Consider the following 22,342-nt stretch of genomic DNA (forward strand, 5'->3'; position numbering starts at 1 on the left):
ATAAAATAAATGTAATTATATTAAATTTTATTATGCAAAATGTATTTATAGATATAAAATATTGATATATACTAATAACTAAAGAAGTTTTTTTGAGACAAGTATATTTTATTCTCAAAAATTATTAGAAGGAGAGATAAACAGATGAGTGAATTAAATCATGATCTTGGAATAATAGCATTAGAAAGCTGTAAAGAATTAGGTAATGCTGTAGATAAATATATTCAAGAAAAAAGAAATTGCACAGAAACTTTTTTAATACCAACTAATGAAATAAGATTTTCAAATGGAGAAGGAAAGGTTAAAATTTCTGAAACTGTTAGAGGAAAAGATATTTACATTTTATGTGATATTGGAAATTATAGTTGTAAATATAAAATGTTTGGGTTCACAAATCATAAAGGACCTGATGAACATTTCCAAGATATAAAGAGAACTATATCAGCTATCAAGGGAAAAGCTTCAAGAATTACTGTAATTATGCCACTTCTATACGAGTCAAGACAACATAGACGTAAGGGTAGAGAATCACTAGATTGCGCATTAGCACTTCAAGAGCTTGAAAGATTAGGTGTTGATGAAATTATTACTTTTGACGTTCATGATCCTAATGTTCAAAATGCTGTTCCTTTATTATCATTTGAAAACATATATCCAACATATGATATAGTAAAATCACTTACAAGTGATCAATCTTCATTAGAATTAAATAAGGAGAAGTTACTTGTAATAAGTCCAGATACAGGAGCTATGGATAGAGCTATTTATTATTCAAGTGTATTAGGTGTAGATGTTGGTTTATTTTACAAGAGAAGAGACCATTCATTAATAGTTAATGGTAAGAATCCTATAGTTGAACATGAGTATATGGGAAGAGATGTTTCTGGAAAAGATGTATTAATAGTTGATGATATGATAGCATCAGGAGAATCAGTTCTAGATATTGCTTTAGAATTAAAAGCAAGAAATGTTAGAAATGTATATGTTGCAACTACTTTTGCTTTCTTTACAGAAGGATTAGAAAAGTTCAATAAGTTCTATCAAGATGGAGTAATATCAAAAGTTTACTCAACTAACTTAACATATATACCAAAAGAGTTAAGTAATTCAAAATGGTTCTACGGTGTTGATATGTCAGAATTCTTAGCAAGAATAATCAATAGATTAAACTATGGTAAATCTATTGCTAAGTACATGGATGCGACAGAGATAATACGTAGATTATTAAATGAATAGTTTATAATTATATAAAGCAAATAACAGCAGAAATATTTAATATTTCTGCTTTTTTATTTTTAGAATAACTTATATTATTATCTTGATATGTTAGTATTAAGTTGCTACTAAAAGGTCTTAACATATCAAAAGATTTCATTTCATGAAATATAATTTAATATAAGTGCTTTTAGTACAAGTGTTATTAATTAAGATAATAGGGTTAAGTTTGGATATTTTTAGAGTTACTATGAATATAGTATTTAAAAATAGTTGGAGGTGGATGTAATGGTTAATTTTGCACATAGAGGAGCAAGTGGTAATTTCCCAGAAAATACACTACTTGCATTTGAGAAAGCAATAAATATTAAAGCATCTGGTATTGAACTAGATGTACATAAGACTAAGGATAATAGATTAGTTGTAATTCATGATGAGGATATAGAACGTACTTTTTATGGGAAAGGATTAGTTAAAGACTTTACTTTAGAAGAACTTAAAAAGTTTAAATGCAGAAAAGAGCTATTTAGAGATAATGAAAAGTGTAAGATACCTGCCTTAGAGGAAGTATTAGACTTAACTAGGAAAACTGATTTAATACTTAATATAGAGGTAAAAACAGATAATATCCATTATAAAGGAATAGAAAAAGATGTTATTGACTTAATTAACAGATATTCTTTAAGAAATAGAGTAATATTATCAAGTTTTAACCATGAAACAATTCAAATATGCAAAAAAATAGATAAAGGTGTAGCTACTGGAATGCTGTATGATGAACCTATAGAAAATGTAGTTGAATATGCAAAAAGGATTAAAGTAAATGCAATTCATCCAAGTAAGGATTTAGTATCAAAAGAATTAATAGAAGAAGCTCATAAGAATAATATTTTGGTAAATATATATACTGTTAATGAAATAGAGGATATGAAGAGATTAAAAGAATATAATGCAGATGGATTATTTACAGACTATCCAGAAATACTAAAAGAAATATTTTAGAAAGAGAGATAAGTGTATTAGTTATATTTTATAATGCTTATATATTTAAAAAATGAAATAAGTTAGGGATATATCAGAAGGGAGGAGTGGTTAATAACTACTTCTCCTTTTATTTTTAATTGAATTCTTTTATAAATAGGTGTAATTAAGTGTTATTTAGGGCTAACCTACTAATTTTATGAAATTAATAATTCAAGCGAGTAGAAAATATATTTAATTTATAATGTAGTAAGAAATATTAAATAATATTTCTATATAAAATTTATTTATAAATCTGTTATTAAAGTTATTTATACTGTATAGAAGAATCCTATTTCTCATAAAAGATATATATTTGTATAATTTAAACTGCTTTCAATATTAACAATTAATATATTTATAAACTGGAGATGAGAAGAATTAATTATGTAGTTTTTGAGGATTTAGTTAAGAGGTATAAAGGTAGCAATAAAAATGTTATAGAAAAATTCAATCTATTCATAGACAAGGGTGAATTTATTGTAATTGTAGGTTCTAGCGGAAGTGGCAAATCTACTCTATTAGAAATGATTTGTGGATTTGAAGAAATAACTGAAGGTAGGATATCAATAGATAATAAAATTATAAATGATATAGAACCAAAGGATAGAGATATATCTATGGTATTTCAAAATTATGCATTATTGCCTCATTTAACAGCTTATGAGAATATAGCTTTTGGTATGAAAATTAGAAAAGTGAAGAAAGAAGAAATACATAAAAAAGTAATATGGGCAGCTAGGATTTTGCATTTAGAAGAATATTTAAATGTAAAACCTAAAAAACTATCTGGTGGCCAAAGGCAAAGAATAGCCTTAGCCCGTGCAATTGTCAGGGAACCAAAGTTATTTTTAATGGATGAGCCACTTTCAAATTTAGATGCTAAGTTAAGAAATGAAACCTGTAATGAAATAGTTGCACTACATAAAAAGATAAATGCAACAACAATTTACGTTACTCATGATCAAACAGAAGCATTAACTATGGCGGATAGAATAGTTGTACTAAATGATGGAAAAGTAGAACAAGTAGGGACACCAAAAGAATTATATACAAATCCAAGTAGCATATTTGTAGCAACATTTCTTGGTAAACCTCAAATGAATTTGTTTGAGATGAAAATAAAAGAGGAAAGAGTAATATTAAATGATCTTATAGATATAGGTATATTAGATGAATCTAATATACTAAATAAAGATGAATACATAATTGGGTTTAGAGCTGAAGATATACAAATCAGTGAAGAAGGCAATTGGTCTATAAGAGCAATAATTGAGAAAATAGAGTATTTAGGAAGTGAAACAATTCTTTATTTAGATTATAAAGGAATAAAATTTACAACTAAAACTTATAAAATAAAAGATTTTAAATTAAATGAGAATGTTAATATTAGTTTTAATTTACAAAATGCTAATATTTTCAATAAACATAATAAAAGGAATATAAGGGGAGAACAAAATGAAGAAAAGAATAATTAGTATGATGATAATGCTACCTCTTTTACTTACAGGGTGCGCAAAAGGGACTTCTTCTGTTGCAGAAGGAGAAATAGGTGGAACTATTACAGTAATAACAGATAGAACTGACGCTGATAAATTATTTGAAGAAATGGAAGCTAAGTTTAAAAAATTACATCCTAAAGTAGAAGATATAGTTTTCGAATCATCAAGTGATTATGATAATTACATTACAACTCGTATGAATACAAAGAACTATGGAGATGTTTTATTTGTACCATTTAGTATGAATGCAAATCCAAATGAATATGAAAATTATTTTGAACCTTTAGGTAAAGTTGATGAATTAGAAAAGAAGTATATAGATGTTACAGAGGCAGATTTTAATGGAACTGCCTATGGTATACCAGCAGCTCTTAACTCTTTAGGAATTATATATAATGAAGATGTTCTAAAAAAGGCAGGAGTAGAAAAAATGCCAACTTCATTAGAAGAAATGGTTGAAGCATGTGAAAAAATTAAAAAGCATACTGATGCAATTCCATTCTATACAAACTACAATAACACACTTGGAGTCTGGGGAGGATCTTTAACTTCTTATGGTGGAGAGCAATATAGATCAGAAATGCTTAAAAAGGGAACTGCATTTAAAGAAGGACAACCAATAAGACAAGTTATGGATTTATTCTATACATTATCTTCAAAAGGTATTACTGAAAAGGATCCAATTACAGGAGACTATGCTAAGTCACAACAAATGCTTGCAGATGGAGAGGTTGCAATGTTTATGATGGGATCACAAGAGATTCCAGATATTCAGAAGCTTGTTAAGAATGGAAACAAAATAAATATAGCACCATTCCCAGTTAAATTTAATGGACAAACAAGTATACCATTTGGAGCACCAGCTGTAGTTGGAGTTAATAAAAATAGTGAAAATAAAGAAACTGCAAAAGCTTTCTTAGAGTTCTTAGTGTCTGATGAAAGTGGATATGCAAAAGAATTTGGTGGAATGTCACCAAATAGAGAAGATTTAAATGAAGAACAACAAAAAATGTTTAAAGAAAATAATATAATATTAACTGTTCCGACAGAAACACCAGAAAATGATAAATTATATAGTACTATAGCTAATGAGGTTGGAGTTGGAAGACTTACAGATGTATTACAAAAGACTATAAATATAGGTTTATATCCAAATCAAAATGAAAGTTATGATGAATATGTCAATAAATTAGAAGATAAATGGGAAAAAGCTATAAAGAATAATGAAAAATAGTAACCTAAAAAAAGAAAGAAAGATTATTTTTATCTTTCTTTTTTTTCCAATATTATTATTAATTTTATTTGGATTTTTACCTATAATATCTTTGATTAGTTATAGCTTTACTTCATGGAATGGTTTATCCACTACAAAAGAATTTGTTGGATTTGATAATTTTATAAAGATACTTACAGATCCTAGCTATATTGAAGTGTTTAAAAATAGCTTATATTATTTTGCATCTGGTATATTGCAAATTATAATTGGATTAACCTTTGCAATAATATTGTCTTTTAAGGTTAGGTTTAAAGGTTTCTTTAAAGCAGCTTTTGTATTTCCTTGCCTTATAAGTGGTGTTGCAATATCAATGATGTTTAGAGTTTTTTTCTCACCAGATGGAACATTTGATCAAATATTAACGTCTTTAGGTCTTGCAGATATTATTCACTTTTGGCTTGGGGATCCAAGGTTTGTAAATTATACTTTAGCAAGTATATCCTTATGGAGATTTACTGGAATGAGCTTTATTATGTACTTTGGGGCAATTCAGTCTATTCCAAAGGAGTACTTAAAGTGTGCTGAAATTGAAGGAGCGTCAATATTCCAAAAAGTTAGATATGTTATATTGCCAAACATACATACAGTAATTAAGATAAATTTCATTCTTTTAATTGTAGGATCAATTTCTGTATTTGAAATACCTATGATAATGACAAATGGATCTAATGGGACAAGTACCTTTTTACTTATGACTATGAAGACAGCCTTTGAAAAGAAGCAGATAGGTCTTGCGGCTAGTATGGCAGTTATAATAACTATTCTAATCGTAGTTATGACTTTAATACAAAAGAGGATGTATAGAAATGATGAAGATGAATATTAGGAAGATAATACTAAAGACAATTAAATATACAGCATTAATTTTATGGTTATTAATTTTGTTTATACCTATTATAACTATATTTTTTGGTTCATTTAAAACTTACAATGAGTTTAATAATACAGCTGGAATAGCACCTCCTGAGAGTTTTTTAAATTTATCAAATTATAAGGATGCATTTATAAATGGGAAGATGTTAGTAGGATTTTTCAATACCTTTATCCTAATTCTTTTTGGAGTTTTTGGAAGTGTAATAATTGGTTCTATGGTAGCATTTGCTGTAAATAGATTTAATTTTAGAGGTAAAAAAATAATTTTATTTATGTATTTATTAGTATCCATTGTTCCTATGGAAATATCACAAGTTGCAACATTTAAGATTATTAATGCAATGGGTATATATAATACACGCCTTGCACCTATAGTTTTATATTTAGGGGCAGATGTACTTATGGTATATATATATCTTCAAATGCTTGAGAAGATTCCAAAGGATATAGATAAAGCGGCAAGACTTGAAGGCGCAAGTTATTTTAAGATATACTGGAAGGTTATTTTTCCATTGCTTAAACCAGCAACAGCAACAGCATGTATGATAAAAATAATTTCAATTTATAATGATTTTTATATACCATTTTTATATATGCCAGGTGAGGGGTTAAATACAGTATCAACAGCTTTATTTAAGTTTATTGGACCAGCAAGAACAGATTGGCAGATTATATGTGCTGCCATAATAATTAGTATGATACCTATGATTATATTCTTTTGTTTTCTTCAAAAGCATATATACGGTGGTATAACGTCAGGGAGTATTAAATGATGAGAGAAAAAAATTTTTTTAAGAGAGTATATACAGTATTAGAAGTAAGAACTGGTTTTGCAACTGGACTACCTGTTTTAAGTGGTGGTTTATTTGGAGCTTATCTGGCTGGAAAGTTAGATATAGCTTTATTAGTTCTTATGTTTATTTCAGGATTTAGTTTTAACATAGTATCTAATATAGCAAATGAAATAAGAGGATACTTAAAAAGTGAAGAAAGTGAAGAGACACTAACAGGACATATAGGAAGCGAAGGTCTTGCTAGAGGTGATGCTAAGCTTAAAGATGCAGTTATTGCACTTATATTTATGACTGCGCTTGGAGGAGCATCAGGACTTCTTATAGTATTTATAACTAGAGATTTAAATATATTGCTTATAGGAATTCTTAGTGCATTAGCTGCCATATGTTATTCTTTAGGACCTAAGCCGTATATTCTATATCCAGTAGGAGAGCTTATATCTGGAATTTTTGTTGGATTTATAAGTTGTTTTGTATCTATATATATTCAATTAGGTACAGTAACTGTAGATATAATTCTATATTCAGTTATATCAATGATAATGACAGTATTTTTAATGTCTACTAACAATACATCGGATTATAATAAAGATATGGGAAATAGAACAACACTTCCTCATGTTATTGGATTTAGAAATTCGATTAAGATAATAATACCAGAGGCTATAGTTATGATATTAGCTTGGATAGGGCTATTCTTTAATGGAAGCATAACACTTATTATGTTTATAACTGGTCTTGCTACTTTCTATTATTATGGATATGTTCGTTGGTATAAAGATTATTATAAGATAAAAGAAGTTTATAAAGAGATGGGAAGAGAATGGGGACCAAGACCATTATTATTAATATATAGCTTTCATATAGTAGTATCTTTAGAATTTTTAATTATGATAATAGCAAAGTAAGAGGAGATAATTATGAGTATAATTAATATTACTTTAATAAAGAAAAATCCATTATGTATACCTGCAATTATGGCAAGTGAAATGGGGATATTTAAAAAGTATAATATAGAGGTTAATTTAGAGCTTCCAGATGATTTTGATTTTGGTGGTAAGAATCCATTTCTAGCAGGTGAATCTCATGCTATGATGGGAGATATAACATTCTTTTTCTATATGCTTAAAAGAGGAAAGAATGCTGTTATAACATCAAATTTAACTCGTACTATAAGTTTTTTAGTAAGGAAGGATGCCCCTAAAGATTTAAGGGGATTAAGAGTTGGAGTAAATAGAGCTGGACTTTTTAAATTATTTTTAGAAAATGATTTAAAAAATAAAGTAGAAGATGTAAAAATTACTTGGATTAATAACACATATGAAAGAATTAAAGCAATTGACAATGGAGAAATCGATGCTTTAGTTGCTATAGAACCATTTATAGGAGAACTTGTAGATAAGGGTTATCAAAAGGTATGGAGCTTAAGAGAAAGTGAAAAAAATTTAGTTATGTGGTGTTTTGAAGAGAAATTCTATAGAGAGAATAAAGAAGCGGTTAAAAGCTTCCATAAAGCTTTAGAAGAGGCTAAAGTAATATTTAATGAATTTAGTAAAGAAGAGAAGGTAAGGATTGCTATAGACTATGCAGGATATAGTCTAAATGCAGCAAAAAGATTAGAAGGTTTTACTTTCGAAAAAGGGGAAGTTTATAGGGAAGAAGACTTTAATCTTTGCCAAGAGTGGATGTATAGAGAAGGGGATATTGATAGATTATATAGTCCTAAAGATTTAATAATTAAAGATACATTTATATAAAATAATAAGCCAAAAGTAAAATATATATTTTACTTTTGGCTTTAAAACTTTTAAGGTACTATTAGATTTTAAAGTTTAATTAGTTCTAAAATAAGGTATCTTTCTTAAGTGTGATAATAAATAATTTGCAGATAAGCCTACAAATATTCCGGTTCCTATACCTGCTAATGATAGGACAGGTAAATATAAAAACACACCGAAATTTTCTAATATAAGGGATGCTACAAAAAGCTGACCTATATTATGAAATACTGCAGCAGAAGCGCTAACGCCTATTATTGATACATATTTACTACCAAGTTCCTTAACTAAAACTATAATTGCAAAGCTAAGTAGACCACCAGCTGCACTATATAAAAGTGTTGATATACTTCCTCCTAACATAGTTGATAAAAGTAGTCTTAAAAGCAACACTAAGAATGAGTCTTTATAGCTATCTAATGTATATACTGATATCATTATTACAAGATTTGCAAGTCCAAGTTTGGCACCAGGTGTTATAAATGGTACTGGTATCATACCTTCAAATATGTATAAAATTAGAGCCATAGCAACAAGTAGAGACATATAAAGCATTTTTGAAGTTTTGTTAAATCTCATAATATCTAATGGGAAAGTATAGTATCAGAATCACTATTACTTTCATCTCCTTTAATTTCTATTATTAATTCATTGGGTAAACAAACAATGGTTTGTCCTACCTTGGATATAACTCCTTGCTTAATACAAAGGTCATCCCTGCAATCAGCTTCTATTATTTTAATTGTATTATCTTTTATTGAAATAGTGTTGTTTCCATGATTAGTTTTTACTACTAAAGTCTTTTCACCTTTAAAAGATGAAAGTGGAATATTATCATATACATCGCCAGAAATTTTGATGTTAGCATAAGTACTACTGTAGTCTTTAGATAGAGTTTTTGCAAATATCAAATAAGGAACGAATGACAATATAATAAGAAATAATATTATAATTATGTCTAATTTCTTGAAGATCTTCATTTAACATTTCTCCTAAGTAAATTTAATTGTAGTTTTTTTATTAAAGCTACGATTAGATTTTAAATTATATAAAAAGAAAGGGGTAATAGAAAAAACTTATACTGTATAAAAAATATATATTAATATAAAATGTCAAAATCGTTGTATAATCCTCTTGGGAATAATAAAAAATTAATCTATATATTTTTAGGAGGAAATTTTAATGAAAAAGAAGTTATTAGTAGGATTATGCACAGCTGCATTAGCAATATCACTTGTAGGTTGTGGTGGAAGTGATGATAAAAAGGCAGAAACACCAGACAAAGGTTCAGAAGTTACAATGAAAGATGGTACTTATGAAGTAGAAACAAAGAATGCTGATGATAATGGTGGAAAAGCTAAAGTTGTTCTTACTGTTGCAGATGGAAAAATAACAAAAGCTGCTTACAATGAATTTACTGACAAAGGTAATAAGAGAGAAGACAAAGAATATAATGACATGATGAAAGAAAAAGCAGGTACAAATCCAGCGGCATATGAAGTTGAATTAGAAAAGAAAATTGTAGAATCTCAATCAGGAGATTTCGATGCAGTAACTGGTGCAACAAGCTCATCAGATAAAGCTAAAGTTTTAGTTAAAGAAGCTATAAACAATGCAAATGAAGGAAAAGCAGAAAAAGAATTAATAGAAATTAAATAATTATAATTTATAAAACAAAATTTAAATTAAAAGATTTATTTAATAAATATAAGACTATTAATATAGTAATTTACCATATTAATAGTCTTTTTTTTATTGTTTTAACTTTAAACTAGAAAAAATGTTAATATTTATCAATAGGAGTTTGAGAAAATAGAGCAAATTAAAGAATAATTTGTTGTATTTTACCGGAAAAACTTATAAAATATAAAATACATATGAATAATATGAATAAAAAATTAACAATACGATGAATGGAATCAATTGAAATGATTTCTTTTGGAAGGAGAATACACTTATGGGCAAAAAAGTTATTACTTTTTTTATAACAACTATTTTGATCATTAGTTTAGTAGGATGTACTAAAGAAAAATCGAAAGATACTAAATTGAAAGATCCCATTAGTAGAACTGAATTATTTATGGGAACTGCTATAAAGATAACACTTTATGATGTAGGAAGCGAAGAAATATTGGACAAGGCATTTAAAAGAGTTATTGATCTAGAGGATTTAGTTAGTATTAATAAGTCCGGAACAGAGATTGTAGAACTTAATAAAAATTCAGGGATAAATCCGGTTAAGCTTAGTGATGATAGTTTTAATATTATAGAAAAAGGGTTAGAATATTCAAAAGCATCCAAGGGAGGATATGATATTACAATAGGTCCTCTAGTTAAGTTATGGAGTATTGGACTTCCGGAAGCAAAGGTTCCAAATGAAAATGAAATAAGAGAAGCTATTAAACATGTTGATTATTCCAAATTAAAAATCAATAAAGATACTAATGAGGTATTTTTAAGTGAAAAGGGAATGATGATAGACCTTGGAAGTATTGCAAAAGGATATGCAGCAGATGAAATTGTAAAACTTTTAAAAGAAGAAGGGGTAACAGAAGCTATTGTTGATTTAGGTGGAAACATATATGCTCTAGGTAAAAAGGAAGGTAATAAAAACTGGAAAATAGGAATCCAAGATCCTAATACAGAAAGAGGTAATGTAGTCGGAATGGTTGAGACCTATAATAAATCTGTTGTTACCACTGGGGTTTATGAAAGATTTATAGAAAAAGATGGAGTTAAGTATCACCATATTTTAAATCCTAAGATAGGATATCCTTACAAAACTGATATTGCAGGAGTATCTATAATCGCTGATAAATCAATGGATGCAGATGCATTATCAACTTTAATATTCACTAAAGGATTAGATGAAGGTATTAAATTTATAGAAACTTTAGATGGGGTAGATGCAATATTTATAATGAATGATAGAAAGGTTTATATAACTGAAGGAGTAAGAGAGAGCTTTAAATTAACAAATGAAAGTTTTGAACTTGCAAACTAGAGAGGAGGAAAATTATGCAAATAGATAGTTTGAAATATTTTTATGAAGTGGCAGAACTAAAAAGTATATCAAAGGCCGCTAATAATTCACATATATCACAACCAGCTTTAAGTCATCAACTTTCTAAGCTTGAGAAGGAGCTTGGTGCAAGACTTCTTGAAAGAAGTAATAAAGGAGTTAAACTTACTAGTCAAGGAGAGATACTTTATAATTATGCTAGAGAAATTCTTATATCTCACAATAACTTAATTGAAGAGATAAGTGCAAATAATGTTAGTAAAGAAGAAATAGAAATAACTAATTCAAGTATGTATGCTAATTTTTTAGTATCTAATATTGCTAAAGATATTAGCAAAATATTTAAGAACTTTAATGTGATCATAAACAATCAATTAGAAATTAATGAGCAAGTTTTATTATTACATAATAGATCAGATGTAGTAGTCGGTTGCAAAATGATATATGATGTTGACCTATCATCAAATTATATAGGAAGTGATAAGTTAATACTTATAAGTAAACAAGAAGTTAAAAAAGATAAGTTTGATAAATTATCTATTGCGTTACTAGATGATAATTTAAGTATTCCAAGAAGGGAACTTGAAAAATTAGATAAATCCAATATATGCTTAAAAACAAATTCAATAGATACGATAAGGGAATATTTAAATAACTCTAATACAGCTGCTATTGTTCCAAGAATATCAGTTCAAGCAGAATTAGAATCAGGAATATTTAAAGATTTAGAATGTAAAAGTTATGAAATAGAATATGATTTATTTATAACTTATAAAAAAGATATAGAAAACAGTTTGAAAAAGAAGATTAATCTATTCAAAGATGAATTAGAAAAGATTCTAAACAAAGAGATAGAGAGTAAGGTGAAGTTGTAAGTATTGAGTATGCCTAATATTTAAAATGTTCATACTTCATAAAGAAAAGTTATAACAAAATTGAATAAATTAAATTAAGTTATGTATCTAAAGCGCCTAAATATAAGGGGTTATAAAGTTTCGTTAAAATGAAACGTTATTCATAAATTATATTTATTTAGTAATAAAACATGCTAGACAGTTATAGTTATTAAATATAGAATAGACATGCAAAACAACTTTTGAGATTATTTTAACAAAAGAATATTGGTTAATAATTAAAATGAAATGAGGGAATTATATGTCTACGAAAATTGTTATTTTAGGCGCTGGTTATGCAGGTGTACATGCAGCCAAAAAGTTAGCAAAAAAGTATAAAAAGAATAAAGAGGTAGAGATTACTTTAATTGATAAGAATCCTTACCATACTTTAATGACAGAATTACATGAAGTTGCAGGGGGGAGAGTTCCAGAAGAGTCTGTAAAGGTAGAACTTTCTAGAATATTCCACAGAACCAAAGTAAATGTTGTTGTTGACTACATAGAAAATGTAGATGAAAATAAAAATATAGTAAAGACAAAACAAGGTGAGTATCAGTATGATTATCTAATGATAGGAACAGGAAGTGAACCGGCATTCTTTGGAGTACCGGGAGTAAAGGAAAATGGATTTACTCTATGGTCACTAGAAGATGCCATTAGAATAAAAGCTCATATAAAAGATAGAGTTAAAGAAGCTTCTTATGAAAGAAATGCTGAAAAGAGAAAGAGAATGCTTACTTTTGTAGTTGCAGGATCAGGATTTACTGGAATAGAAATGGCTGGAGAACTATTAGAATGGAAAGAGACATTAGCAAGAGAGTATAGAGTTGATGTTAAGGAAATTAAGATATTAGTAGTTGAAGCAATGTCTACTATACTTAATATGTTAGATAGGAAACAAGCTGATAAAGCTGAAAAATACATGGTCAAGCATGGAGTAGAAATCTTAAAGGATTCTCCAATTGTAGAAGTTACTAAAAACACTATAAAATTAAAGAGTGGAAAAGTAATTCCTACAGAAACTTTAATTTGGACTTGTGGAGTTCAAGCTAATCAAGATTTAGATCAAATTGAGATTAAAAAAATTAAAGCTGGAAGATATGCTGCTAACAAATATATGCAAGCAGAAGGAAAAGAAAATATATTTGTAGTTGGTGACATTGCATATGTAGAAGAAACACCAGGGAATGGTAATCCGCAAATAGTTGAAGCGGCAGAACAAACAGCAGTAACAGCTGTTAAAAATATAGTAGCTTCAATGGAAAATAAAGAAAAAGTAGAATTTAAGTCAAATTACCACGGATTTATGGTATCTATAGGTGGAAGATATGCTGTAGCTAATTTAATGGGAATGAAATTATCAGGTTTCTTTGCTATGGTAATGAAACATCTTATAAATATGGTATATCTATTTAGTGTTAATAATGTTCACGCAGTATATAATTATCTTCAACATGAATTCTTCGCTATGAAAGAAAGAAGATGTATAATGAGAGGACACTTATCATCTAAGGGAAATAGATTATGGTTAGTTCCTTTAAGAGTTTATATAGGTTTCCTTTGGTTAATTGAAGGGCTTAAGAAATTAATTGGTGAAGAAACTTGGACTAAAGCTTTTGATTCAGCTTCTAGCGCATCAGATGCAGCTGGTGGAAGCATAACAGCTTATTTTGATAGTTTAAGCAGCAACTTAACAGTTGGTTGGGATAGCTGGATGAAGATGGGGAATGTTAAGATGCCATTTTCATGGCTTCAAGATACAGTCTCAGGAGCATCACAAGCAGCTGAAGGTACAGCAACAAATATGCCAACACCTATATTTGAAAGTATGCCAAAGTTCTATGAATCAATAATGGAAATATTTATGCCAAATGCTGAAATTGCAGTTTGGTTCCAAAGAATAGTTGTTTTAACTGAAATAGCTATAGGGTTATGCTTAATTGTAGGATTGTTTACATTCTTAGCTTCAGCAGCATCTGCATTTATGACAGTTAACTTTATATTCTCAGCAATGGCTGGGTGGGATATATTATGGTTCACATTTGGTAGTATCGCATTAATGGCTGGAGCTGGAAGAACTTTTGGATTAGATTACTATGTAATGCCTTGGATCAACAAACTTGTAGGTAACTTCTGGATGGGAAAGAGAGAACCTATCTATGATATACATGGTGGAAATAAGTAAAACAATTTAAATAAAAAAGCAGGAATATATTCCTGCTTTTTAATTCAATAAAATTATAAGTCATTTGGAGATGAAACGAGGGGATAAACATGAGTAAGTTTTGGAGCAATTATCCTATAATTGATAGAGAAATTGAAGAGGTTAAAAAACAAATTAGCAAAAATGCTAAATGTAAAGATAAAATTATAGAAAAAAGTATATTAGAGTTATTGAATTCTGGTGGTAAGATGTTAAGACCTGCTTTTACAGTTATAGCTTCAAAATTTGGAGATTATAATGAAGAGAGAGTTATTGCGCTGGCATCAGTAATAGAAATGTTTCATATGGCCACATTAGTTCATGACGATGTTATTGACGATGCGGAGTTAAGACGTGGAAAAGAGACAGTTCAAGCAAAGTATGGTAAAAACTATGCCGTATACATAGGTGATTATCTTTTCTGTTTATGTTTTAGAATATTAGCTACAACTTCATCAATAGAAAGAGGCGTGGATATTGATACAAAGGTAATGTCTAGGATATGTATGGGAGAAGTTGAACAATTAAGCTCAAGGTTTAATAAAGATGTATCAATTAAGGATTATTTAAAAAGAATATCAGGTAAGACAGCAGAGTTATTTTCATTAAGTTTATATATAGGTGCTGCAGAAAGCTCATGTGATAAAAAAACCTGTAGATTGTTTTGGGAGATAGGTCATAATATAGGTATGGCATTCCAAATAATAGATGATATATTAGATTATGTAGGAACAGACGAAGATATAGGTAAAAAGTCTGGAAATGACATAAAGGATGGTATATATACTCTTCCATTACTATTAGCTATGAAGAATAATAAAGAAGTATTTGATAAAATATTAAAAGAAGATAATTATACTGATGAAGAGGCTAGAAATATAATAGAAAAAGTCAAAGAAAATAATGGGGTAGAAGAATCTATTAAACTTGCAGAAAAGTATTCTGAAAAATCTTTTAAATATATAAATAAATTACCTGATAATGAATATAAAGATATACTTTTAGAAGTAACGAAAAAACTGCTTAAAAGAAAATATTAAATAAAAAATAACGGGCAATCCCGTTATTTTTTATTTTTAAAAATGATTGCTTATTTCTTCTCTTTGAATTCTTTTTAAATCTTTAAGTCTTAAGTGTGTTTTATCCATAATTTTTTCAAAAGTTTCTCCATCAATAATCATTTGTTTAGCCGTATCGTGAGCAGACTTATTGTTATTATCCATAACACATTCCTCCTATAATTTTTTCATTAATTATTTTGTGATTATAGATAAAAGTATATTCATTAAAATTTGATATCTATAAAAGTTTGATGATTTTCATGAAGGAAGTTTAATATTCAATAAAAAAACTTGAAAAATCTAATAAAATAATTAAAAAGTTCTTAATATATCTTAAAAATACTTTAGTATATAATTTAGATATGAGTTTTAGTATATAATGGATATGAATAGAAATTTACTATATAAACTAATAATAAGTAAGGATACAAAGAGATACTTTAGTACATATATGATATAATTTAAAACATTAATGTACTAATATAATTAATTTTAAATAAATAGTTAGATATTTATGATAGAGAGGATGAGGGGTGAAAAGATGAAGATTGATTGGAATAAAAAATATAATACTATTTCTGTTTATGCATTTCTTGTTGTATGTGCAATAATTTTATTTAGCAATATCTCAGCTAGGTTCTCTTATGAATAAGATACATGTTGCAATAGGTATACTTAAACCATTTATTTGGGGATTTGCTATAGCATATATACTAGATTTTGTTTTAAGGTTTTATGAAAATAAAGTGTTAGAATTTTCATTTTTTAAAAATTTTTTTAAAAAATTTAATATTAGATCAAAAAGGGGACTTGGATTATTATTTACATATATAACTGCTTTTATAGTTGTTGGATTGTTTATTCAATTTGTACTACCACAGCTGATTAATAGTATAGTTGGTTTAGTTAATGATATACCATCATACATATCTAATACTAGTAAGTTTATTAATGATATAGTAAATAAATTAGATATTCAAGAACACTATTTAGTAATAATAAATGATAAGTTTAACGGTCTTATTGATTATGTAATTAAGGCATCAGCAAACTTAATTCCTATGCTTGGAGGAATACTTACAGTTATTTTATCAAGTATCTGGAATATAGTATTAGGGATAATAGTTTCTATATATCTTCTAATAGAAAAAGAGAAGTTTTTTGGCCTAAGCAAGAAAATGACTTATGGAATATTTCCTATGAAGGCGGCTGAAAAGATATTAGAGTTAACACATAGAAGTAACGATACTTTTGGAAAGTTTTTAAGTGGAAAAATATTAGATTCACTTATAATTGGAGTATTAACTTTTGTTATTTTAACAATAGTCAAGATGCCATATACTCTTTTAATATCTGTAATTATAGGTATAACCAATATAATACCATTCTTTGGACCGTTTATTGGTGCAATACCATCAATTATAATAGTTCTATTTGTTTCACCAATTAAAGCAGTATGGCTTGCAATAATTATTTTAATAATACAACAAATTGATGGAAATATTATAGGACCTAAAATACTTGGAGATTCCATTGGAATATCCGCTTTTTGGATATTATTCTCAATACTAGTTGCAGGTAAATTCTTAGGATTAGTTGGAATGGTTATAGGGGTTCCATTATTTGCAATTGTATATTCTATAATTAAAGAGATTGTAGAGGATAGGCTGAAGAAAAAAGGAATGAAAGTTCGTACAAAGGATTATATGTAAAAATTAAAGGTCATTACAATATTGTAGTGACTTTTTAATTTGTATTTTGTGAGTATATCTTTATTATATATAAATTGAGAAAAGTGTATCAGATATTGATGAGAATAATATAATGCATACAGTAAATATGCATATAGTATACGTGAGAAAACAAATTTAAAATAGATAAGAATATACAGTTTTAATTAAATACACTTGAATTATAAATATTTACAATTAAGATAATATATGATATATTGTGATGAGAATATAAGCAGTAAGGAGTGGTATTAGATGAAAAAAAATTTAGTGAAATCAGATAATGGAAATAGAAAAAAATATACTGCTCTAGAATATTATACTGTTTAAGATGAAAAATTTTAATTAAGAGAGTATTATACCTCGGGCAGGAAAAAATTCTATGCTAAGGTATTTTTTTATACTTAAATTTAATATTTTAATAAGAATTATATTTAATTTATTTAAATAATCGTTAAGTAAAAAAAGATAATCATTTTGGGAATAATAAAATATAAATGTTATTATCTGTAGAATACAAGTGAGTATTTAAATTAATTTTATAAAATGAAACAATAGGAGGAGATGAGGATTAATGAAATTAATTTTAAGGTATTTAAAAAACTACAAATTACTGTTCATAATAAATGTGATATCTGTATTTGGTTTTGCATTAGTTGAGCTCGGGATACCAACAGTAATGGCAAAGATAATAGATATTGGTATAGTAGAAAATGATATACCGTATATAAGAAAAATGGGAATTATTATTGTAGTTATTTCTATAATAGGATCTATGGGAACAATTTTACTTGGATATTGTTCATCAAAGATTTCGACAAGTGTAACAAGAGATATTAGAAATGATATATTCGAAAAGGCACAAGAATTTTCTCATAGTGAGTATGATAAGTTTGGCATATCTTCAATGATTACTAGAACTACAAATGATGCTTTCCAATTGCAACAATTCGTAAATACTGTTCTAAGGGTCGCACTTATAACTCCAATCATGTTTACAATTAGTTTAATAATGATAATAAGAACAAGTTTATCCCTATCTTTGGTTTTAGCTGTCACAATTCCATTTATAATTGCTGGAGTTGTAATCATAGCTAAGGTTTCTCACCCAATGTCAAAAAGTCAGCAAAAAGGTTTAGATAAATTAAATCGTATATCTAGAGAAAATCTAACTGGTATAAGGGTAATAAGAGCCTTTGGAAATGATGATCATGAAACTGAGAGATTTAAAGATACAAATGAGAATTATGCAAAAATTTCTAAAAAGCTTAATAAACTTATGGCAATTACTCAACCGACTTTCTTTTTCTTACTTAATATAGCTATAATAGCTATATTCTGGATATCAAGCAAGATGATAAATGTAGGCTCATTAGAAGTTGGGCAATTAGTTGCGTTTATAGAATATCTATTCCACGCAATGTTTTCAATTATGTTATTTTCACTAGTATTCGTAATGTATCCAAGAGCTGAAGTTTCAGCAAATAGAATACAAGAATTATTAGAAGAAGAACCTCTAATAAAGAGTCCTAAAAAAGGTGTAATAGATACAGTAGAAGAGGGATATATAGAAGTTAATAATGTTACATTTACTTATCCATATGGAGAAGAACCAGTACTTAAAAATATATCCTTTACTGCAAAGAAAGGGGAAACAGTAGCCTTTATAGGTAGTACTGGAAGTGGTAAGAGTACACTTATTAATTTAATACCAAGATTTTATGATGTTACAGAAGGTAGCATAAAAATAGATGGAGTAGATGTAAGAGAATATGACCTTAAGGCCCTAAGAAAGAAAATAGGTTTCATTCCACAAAAAACTTTACTATTTACAGGTAGTATAGGTCAAAATATAAAGTTTGGTAAAAGAGATGCAAATACAGGAGAACTTGAACATTCAGCTAAAGTAGCTCAAGCTTATGAATTTATATCAAAGAAACCTCATAAATTTGATGAAGAAATTAGTGAAGGTGGATCTAATGTATCTGGTGGGCAAAAGCAAAGATTATCTATAGCAAGAGCTGTAGTTAGAAGACCAGAAATATATATATTTGATGATAGTTTCTCAGCATTAGATTTTAAGACAGATGCAGTTTTAAGAGCTAAATTAAAAGAAGAAACTCAAGATTCCATAGTTTTAATAGTAGCACAAAGAATAAGTTCAATTTTGGATGCAGATAAGATTATAGTGCTTAATGAAGGGGAAGTTGTAGGAGAAGGTACTCACAGAGAATTACTTGAAAACTGTGAAATCTATTATGAAATAGCAACATCCCAGCTTACAGAGGAGGAATTAAAAGATGCGTAGAATGAAGAATTTAAAGACAACTTTTAAAAATATTTCTCCATATGTTAAACCATACAAAATAGGATTTATAGCCTCTATATTATTTATAATAGGTGCAGCAACTATAAGTGCAGTATCACCTAAGGTTGAAGGGCTTATAATAACTCAACTTACTGAAGATGTAATAGAAATGGCAAAGGGTATATCAGGTGTTACTGTAAACTTTACTTATATTACTAAAATACTTGTAATTCTTGGATGTCTTTATACAACTTATACTATATTAACTTACGCAGCAAACTTTTTATTAACAAATGCAATTCAAAACACTATTAGGGACTTAAGAAATGCAGTACAAAATAAAATTAGAAAATTACCTATAAGTTATTTTGATAGCAATAGTTATGGAGATGTTTTAAGTCGTATATCAAATGATGTTGATACAATATCTAATGCACTTCAACAAAGTTTTAGCCAGGTAATAAATTCTATATTAGCTGTAACATTAGCACTTGCAATGATGTTTACTATCAATGTAAAAATGGCACTTTTAGCAATGCTTATAATTCCAATTAGCTATCTTGTTTCAAGATTTATTGTAGGTAAATCACAAAATTTATTTGAAAAACAGCAAAATGCTTTGGGAAAATTAAATGGTACAGTTCAAGAAATGTATACAGGATTTAATGAAATAAAATTATATGGAAAACAAGAGGATGCAATATCAGAATTTAAAGAAATAAATGAAGAGCTTTGTACTAATGGGTTTAAAGCACAATTTGTATCTGGTATTATGTCACCGTTAGTTTCATTAGTGACATATTTGGGAATAGCTGTAATGGCATTTATAGGTCCAGTTTATGCTATAAAGGGAATAATAACAGTAGGTAATCTGCAAGCCTTCATTCGTTATATATGGCAAATTAATCAACCTCTTTCTCAAATAACTCAATTATCTTCAACTATACAATCAGCTTTTGCAGCTATGGAACGTGTATTTGAAATATTAAATGAGAAGGAAGAGACACCTGATCCAGTAAATTCAGTAAAGATAAAAGAATTACGTGGAGATGTCACATTTGAGCATGTTAAATTTGGATATAATGATGATAAGATATTAATAAATGATTTAAATGCAGAAGTAAAGAGTGGGCAGATGGTCGCAATAGTTGGACCAACAGGAGCAGGTAAAACTACATTAATAAATTTATTAATGAGATTCTATGATATTAAAGGTGGTTCAATTAAGATAGATGGAGTAGATACTAGAGATATGAAACGTGAGGATTTGCGTTCCATGTTTGGTATGGTACTTCAAGATACATGGTTATTTAATGGAACAATACATGATAATATAGAGTATGGTAGATTTGGAGCAACAAAAGAAGAGATAGTGAAAGCTGCTAAGATTGCAAATGTACATCACTTTATTAAAACTCTTCCAGATGGATATAATATGTTCTTGAATGAAGAAGCATCTAATATATCACAGGGAGAAAAGCAGCTTTTAACTATAGCAAGAGCTATAATATCAGACCCGTCAATTCTTATACTAGATGAGGCAACAAGTTCAGTAGATACAAGACTCGAACAATTACTTCAAAAAGCTATGCAAAATATAATGAAAGGCAGAACAAGTTTTGTTATAGCGCATAGACTTTCAACAATACGTAATGCGGATTTAATTTTAGTTATGAATGATGGAAATATTATAGAACAAGGAAATCATGAAGAGCTTATGGCAAAAGGTGGTTTCTATGAAAAACTTTATAATAGTCAATTTGCAAGCAAAGAAGCAAAATAATCTCTAATACAAAGGAAGAAATAAAAGCATATATCAATTTTGATATGTGCTTTTATTTATTAGATATATGAATAGATATAATAAATAAAAGAAAAAGATATTAAATAATAGATTAAAAAGAATGATTTCTACTTTATGGTATAATAAGAATAATTTATTTCAAGGTATGGAAGGTGGTAGTATGTCTAATTCTTTAAGCACAAAGAAATCTTTAGCATGTTCATTAAAAAAATTAATGAGGAAAACTGAGTTAAATAAAATATCTGTAAAGAGCATAGTAGATGATTGCAAAGTCAACAGGCAGACCTTCTATTATCATTTTATAGATATATATGATTTACTTGAGTGGATTTATAAAACAGAAGCAATTGAAAGTATATCCGAATGTAAAAGTTATGAGACTTGGACTGAGGGATTTTATAAAATATTTGTTTATATAGAAAATAATAGAGAGTTTTGTATGAATTCATTAAATTCTTTGGGAAGAAATCATTTAGATAATTATATATACTCGGTAACTAATGATTTAATAATAGGAGTTATAAATGAGATATCAGAAGGAATGATTGTAGAAGATTCTGATAAGCAATTTATTGCAGATTTTTATACTGTAGCTTTTACAGGACTTGTTGTAAAATGGATGCATAATGGGATGAGAGAAAAACCAAAGGAAATAATAGAAAAGTTAAGCGAGTTAATAGAAGGCAATTTTTTAAGAGCCTTAGAGAGATATTCTAAAAAAGAGAATTGTAGTTAATAAAAATATACTAATTTTAAATAATAAGAATAATAATTTATTATTCTTATTATTTTTTTATTTATTGTCTCTGATTAAAGGGAGTAAATTATCAGTAGAATATGTTTATTGACATAATAATACT

General features: G+C 27.8%; 19 protein-coding genes and 1 pseudogene. 17 read left to right on the forward strand and 3 right to left on the reverse strand.

Going from position 1 to position 22,342, the window contains the following annotated elements; all coding sequences use genetic code 11:
• Nucleotides 1-144: 144 nt before the first annotated feature.
• From JOC62_RS02295 to JOC62_RS02330, 8 genes are all read left to right on the forward strand, one after another.
• Complete coding sequence (locus tag JOC62_RS02295) at nt 145-1,236, forward strand: ribose-phosphate pyrophosphokinase (RefSeq protein WP_204593560.1); 1,092 nt, start codon at nt 145-147, stop codon at nt 1,234-1,236.
• Nucleotides 1,237-1,503: 267 nt separating this feature from the next.
• On the forward strand, nt 1,504-2,217 hold the full coding sequence (locus JOC62_RS02300; RefSeq protein ID WP_204593561.1) for a glycerophosphodiester phosphodiesterase: 714 nt from the start codon (nt 1,504-1,506) through the stop codon (nt 2,215-2,217).
• 389 nt (nt 2,218-2,606) lie between these two features.
• Complete coding sequence (locus JOC62_RS02305; RefSeq protein WP_204593562.1) at nt 2,607-3,713, forward strand: ABC transporter ATP-binding protein; 1,107 nt, start codon at nt 2,607-2,609, stop codon at nt 3,711-3,713.
• A complete protein-coding gene (locus JOC62_RS02310; RefSeq protein ID WP_204593563.1) occupies nt 3,694-4,971 on the forward strand; it encodes an ABC transporter substrate-binding protein in 1,278 nt (425 codons plus the stop codon). Before JOC62_RS02305 ends, JOC62_RS02310 begins: the two co-directional genes overlap by 20 nt.
• On the forward strand, nt 4,961-5,839 hold the full coding sequence (locus tag JOC62_RS02315; RefSeq protein WP_204593564.1) for a carbohydrate ABC transporter permease: 879 nt from the start codon (nt 4,961-4,963) through the stop codon (nt 5,837-5,839). Before JOC62_RS02310 ends, JOC62_RS02315 begins: the two co-directional genes overlap by 11 nt.
• On the forward strand, nt 5,820-6,659 hold the full coding sequence (locus tag JOC62_RS02320) for a carbohydrate ABC transporter permease (protein WP_243424993.1): 840 nt from the start codon (nt 5,820-5,822) through the stop codon (nt 6,657-6,659). Before JOC62_RS02315 ends, JOC62_RS02320 begins: the two co-directional genes overlap by 20 nt.
• Nucleotides 6,656-7,588 carry a prenyltransferase gene (locus JOC62_RS02325; RefSeq protein WP_243424994.1) on the forward strand — a complete coding sequence of 311 codons (933 nt, stop codon included), beginning with the start codon at nt 6,656-6,658 and terminating at the stop codon, nt 7,586-7,588. Before JOC62_RS02320 ends, JOC62_RS02325 begins: the two co-directional genes overlap by 4 nt.
• 12 nt (nt 7,589-7,600) lie before the next feature.
• Entirely contained in the window at nt 7,601-8,437 is an 837-nt protein-coding gene (locus JOC62_RS02330; protein WP_204593565.1) for an ABC transporter substrate-binding protein, read from the forward strand.
• Nucleotides 8,438-8,512: 75 nt separating this feature from the next.
• Here JOC62_RS02330 and JOC62_RS02335 read toward each other — a convergent pair whose 3' ends face one another.
• Together JOC62_RS02335 and JOC62_RS02340 are read right to left on the reverse strand one after the other, a co-directional pair.
• Nucleotides 8,513-9,037, reverse strand: coding sequence for a Gx transporter family protein (locus JOC62_RS02335; RefSeq protein ID WP_204593566.1), 525 nt, complete (start codon nt 9,035-9,037; stop codon nt 8,513-8,515).
• Nucleotides 9,038-9,042: 5 nt separating this feature from the next.
• Entirely contained in the window at nt 9,043-9,438 is a 396-nt protein-coding gene (locus tag JOC62_RS02340; RefSeq protein WP_207758136.1) for a NusG domain II-containing protein, read from the reverse strand.
• Nucleotides 9,439-9,640: 202 nt separating this feature from the next.
• Here JOC62_RS02340 and JOC62_RS02345 point away from each other — a divergent pair, with 202 nt between their 5' ends.
• The 5 genes from JOC62_RS02345 to JOC62_RS02365 all read left to right on the forward strand — a co-directional run bounded on the left by JOC62_RS02345 (nt 9,641) and on the right by JOC62_RS02365 (nt 15,619).
• On the forward strand, nt 9,641-10,117 hold the full coding sequence (locus tag JOC62_RS02345; protein WP_204593567.1) for an FMN-binding protein: 477 nt from the start codon (nt 9,641-9,643) through the stop codon (nt 10,115-10,117).
• Nucleotides 10,118-10,415: 298 nt separating this feature from the next.
• Nucleotides 10,416-11,462, forward strand: a complete 1,047-nt coding sequence (locus tag JOC62_RS02350; protein WP_204593568.1) for an FAD:protein FMN transferase — start codon at nt 10,416-10,418, stop codon at nt 11,460-11,462.
• A 14-nt stretch (nt 11,463-11,476) separates the two neighbouring features.
• Nucleotides 11,477-12,355, forward strand: a complete 879-nt coding sequence (locus JOC62_RS02355; RefSeq protein WP_204593569.1) for a LysR family transcriptional regulator — start codon at nt 11,477-11,479, stop codon at nt 12,353-12,355.
• A 280-nt stretch (nt 12,356-12,635) separates the two neighbouring features.
• On the forward strand, nt 12,636-14,561 hold the full coding sequence (locus JOC62_RS02360; protein ID WP_204593570.1) for an FAD-dependent oxidoreductase: 1,926 nt from the start codon (nt 12,636-12,638) through the stop codon (nt 14,559-14,561).
• An 89-nt stretch (nt 14,562-14,650) separates the two neighbouring features.
• The gene (locus tag JOC62_RS02365; protein WP_204593571.1) at nt 14,651-15,619 is read left to right on the forward strand and encodes a polyprenyl synthetase family protein; all 969 of its coding nucleotides are present in this window, start codon (nt 14,651-14,653) and stop codon (nt 15,617-15,619) included.
• A gap of 36 nt (nt 15,620-15,655) precedes the next feature.
• Here JOC62_RS02365 and JOC62_RS02370 read toward each other — a convergent pair whose 3' ends face one another.
• Complete coding sequence (locus JOC62_RS02370; protein WP_204593572.1) at nt 15,656-15,802, reverse strand: hypothetical protein; 147 nt, start codon at nt 15,800-15,802, stop codon at nt 15,656-15,658.
• Between the two features lie 379 nt (nt 15,803-16,181).
• On the opposite strand from JOC62_RS02370, the pseudogene JOC62_RS02375 reads away from it, so the two are divergent.
• The 4 genes and pseudogenes from JOC62_RS02375 to JOC62_RS02390 all read left to right on the forward strand — a co-directional run bounded on the left by JOC62_RS02375 (nt 16,182) and on the right by JOC62_RS02390 (nt 22,218).
• Nucleotides 16,182-17,352, forward strand: a pseudogene (locus JOC62_RS02375) (AI-2E family transporter).
• Nucleotides 17,353-17,944: 592 nt separating this feature from the next.
• Nucleotides 17,945-19,678: an ABC transporter ATP-binding protein gene (locus JOC62_RS02380; RefSeq protein ID WP_204593573.1), complete on the forward strand. Its 1,734-nt coding sequence runs from the start codon at nt 17,945-17,947 to the stop codon at nt 19,676-19,678.
• A gap of 1 nt (nt 19,679) precedes the next feature.
• Nucleotides 19,680-21,461, forward strand: coding sequence for an ABC transporter ATP-binding protein (locus JOC62_RS02385; RefSeq protein WP_204593819.1), 1,782 nt, complete (start codon nt 19,680-19,682; stop codon nt 21,459-21,461).
• A gap of 181 nt (nt 21,462-21,642) precedes the next feature.
• Entirely contained in the window at nt 21,643-22,218 is a 576-nt protein-coding gene (locus JOC62_RS02390; protein ID WP_204593574.1) for a TetR-like C-terminal domain-containing protein, read from the forward strand.
• Nucleotides 22,219-22,342 lie beyond the last annotated feature (124 nt).

It is taken from the genome of Clostridium sardiniense (assembly GCF_016907995.1).
GTDB classification, from domain to species: domain Bacteria; phylum Bacillota; class Clostridia; order Clostridiales; family Clostridiaceae; genus Clostridium; species Clostridium sardiniense.

What these genes read in the sequence shown, in the direction of transcription:
- JOC62_RS02325 (WP_243424994.1), top strand. Translation starts at nt 6,656, where the DNA reads ATGATGAGAGAAAAAAATTTTTTTAAGAGAGTATATACAGTATTAGAA.
- JOC62_RS02330 (WP_204593565.1), top strand. Translation starts at nt 7,601, where the DNA reads ATGAGTATAATTAATATTACTTTAATAAAGAAAAATCCATTATGTATA.
- JOC62_RS02300 (WP_204593561.1), top strand. Translation starts at nt 1,504, where the DNA reads ATGGTTAATTTTGCACATAGAGGAGCAAGTGGTAATTTCCCAGAAAAT.
- JOC62_RS02350 (WP_204593568.1), top strand. Translation starts at nt 10,416, where the DNA reads ATGGGCAAAAAAGTTATTACTTTTTTTATAACAACTATTTTGATCATT.
- JOC62_RS02380 (WP_204593573.1), top strand. Translation starts at nt 17,945, where the DNA reads ATGAAATTAATTTTAAGGTATTTAAAAAACTACAAATTACTGTTCATA.
- JOC62_RS02320 (WP_243424993.1), top strand. Translation starts at nt 5,820, where the DNA reads ATGATGAAGATGAATATTAGGAAGATAATACTAAAGACAATTAAATAT.
- JOC62_RS02355 (WP_204593569.1), top strand. Translation starts at nt 11,477, where the DNA reads ATGCAAATAGATAGTTTGAAATATTTTTATGAAGTGGCAGAACTAAAA.
- JOC62_RS02365 (WP_204593571.1), top strand. Translation starts at nt 14,651, where the DNA reads ATGAGTAAGTTTTGGAGCAATTATCCTATAATTGATAGAGAAATTGAA.
- JOC62_RS02310 (WP_204593563.1), top strand. Translation starts at nt 3,694, where the DNA reads ATGAAGAAAAGAATAATTAGTATGATGATAATGCTACCTCTTTTACTT.
- JOC62_RS02295 (WP_204593560.1), top strand. Translation starts at nt 145, where the DNA reads ATGAGTGAATTAAATCATGATCTTGGAATAATAGCATTAGAAAGCTGT.
- JOC62_RS02390 (WP_204593574.1), top strand. Translation starts at nt 21,643, where the DNA reads ATGTCTAATTCTTTAAGCACAAAGAAATCTTTAGCATGTTCATTAAAA.
- JOC62_RS02370 (WP_204593572.1), bottom strand. Translation starts at nt 15,802, where the DNA reads ATGGATAATAACAATAAGTCTGCTCACGATACGGCTAAACAAATGATT.
- JOC62_RS02360 (WP_204593570.1), top strand. Translation starts at nt 12,636, where the DNA reads ATGTCTACGAAAATTGTTATTTTAGGCGCTGGTTATGCAGGTGTACAT.
- JOC62_RS02385 (WP_204593819.1), top strand. Translation starts at nt 19,680, where the DNA reads ATGAAGAATTTAAAGACAACTTTTAAAAATATTTCTCCATATGTTAAA.
- JOC62_RS02340 (WP_207758136.1), bottom strand. Translation starts at nt 9,438, where the DNA reads ATGAAGATCTTCAAGAAATTAGACATAATTATAATATTATTTCTTATT.
- JOC62_RS02335 (WP_204593566.1), bottom strand. Translation starts at nt 9,037, where the DNA reads ATGAGATTTAACAAAACTTCAAAAATGCTTTATATGTCTCTACTTGTT.
- JOC62_RS02305 (WP_204593562.1), top strand. Translation starts at nt 2,607, where the DNA reads ATGAGAAGAATTAATTATGTAGTTTTTGAGGATTTAGTTAAGAGGTAT.
- JOC62_RS02315 (WP_204593564.1), top strand. Translation starts at nt 4,961, where the DNA reads ATGAAAAATAGTAACCTAAAAAAAGAAAGAAAGATTATTTTTATCTTT.
- JOC62_RS02345 (WP_204593567.1), top strand. Translation starts at nt 9,641, where the DNA reads ATGAAAAAGAAGTTATTAGTAGGATTATGCACAGCTGCATTAGCAATA.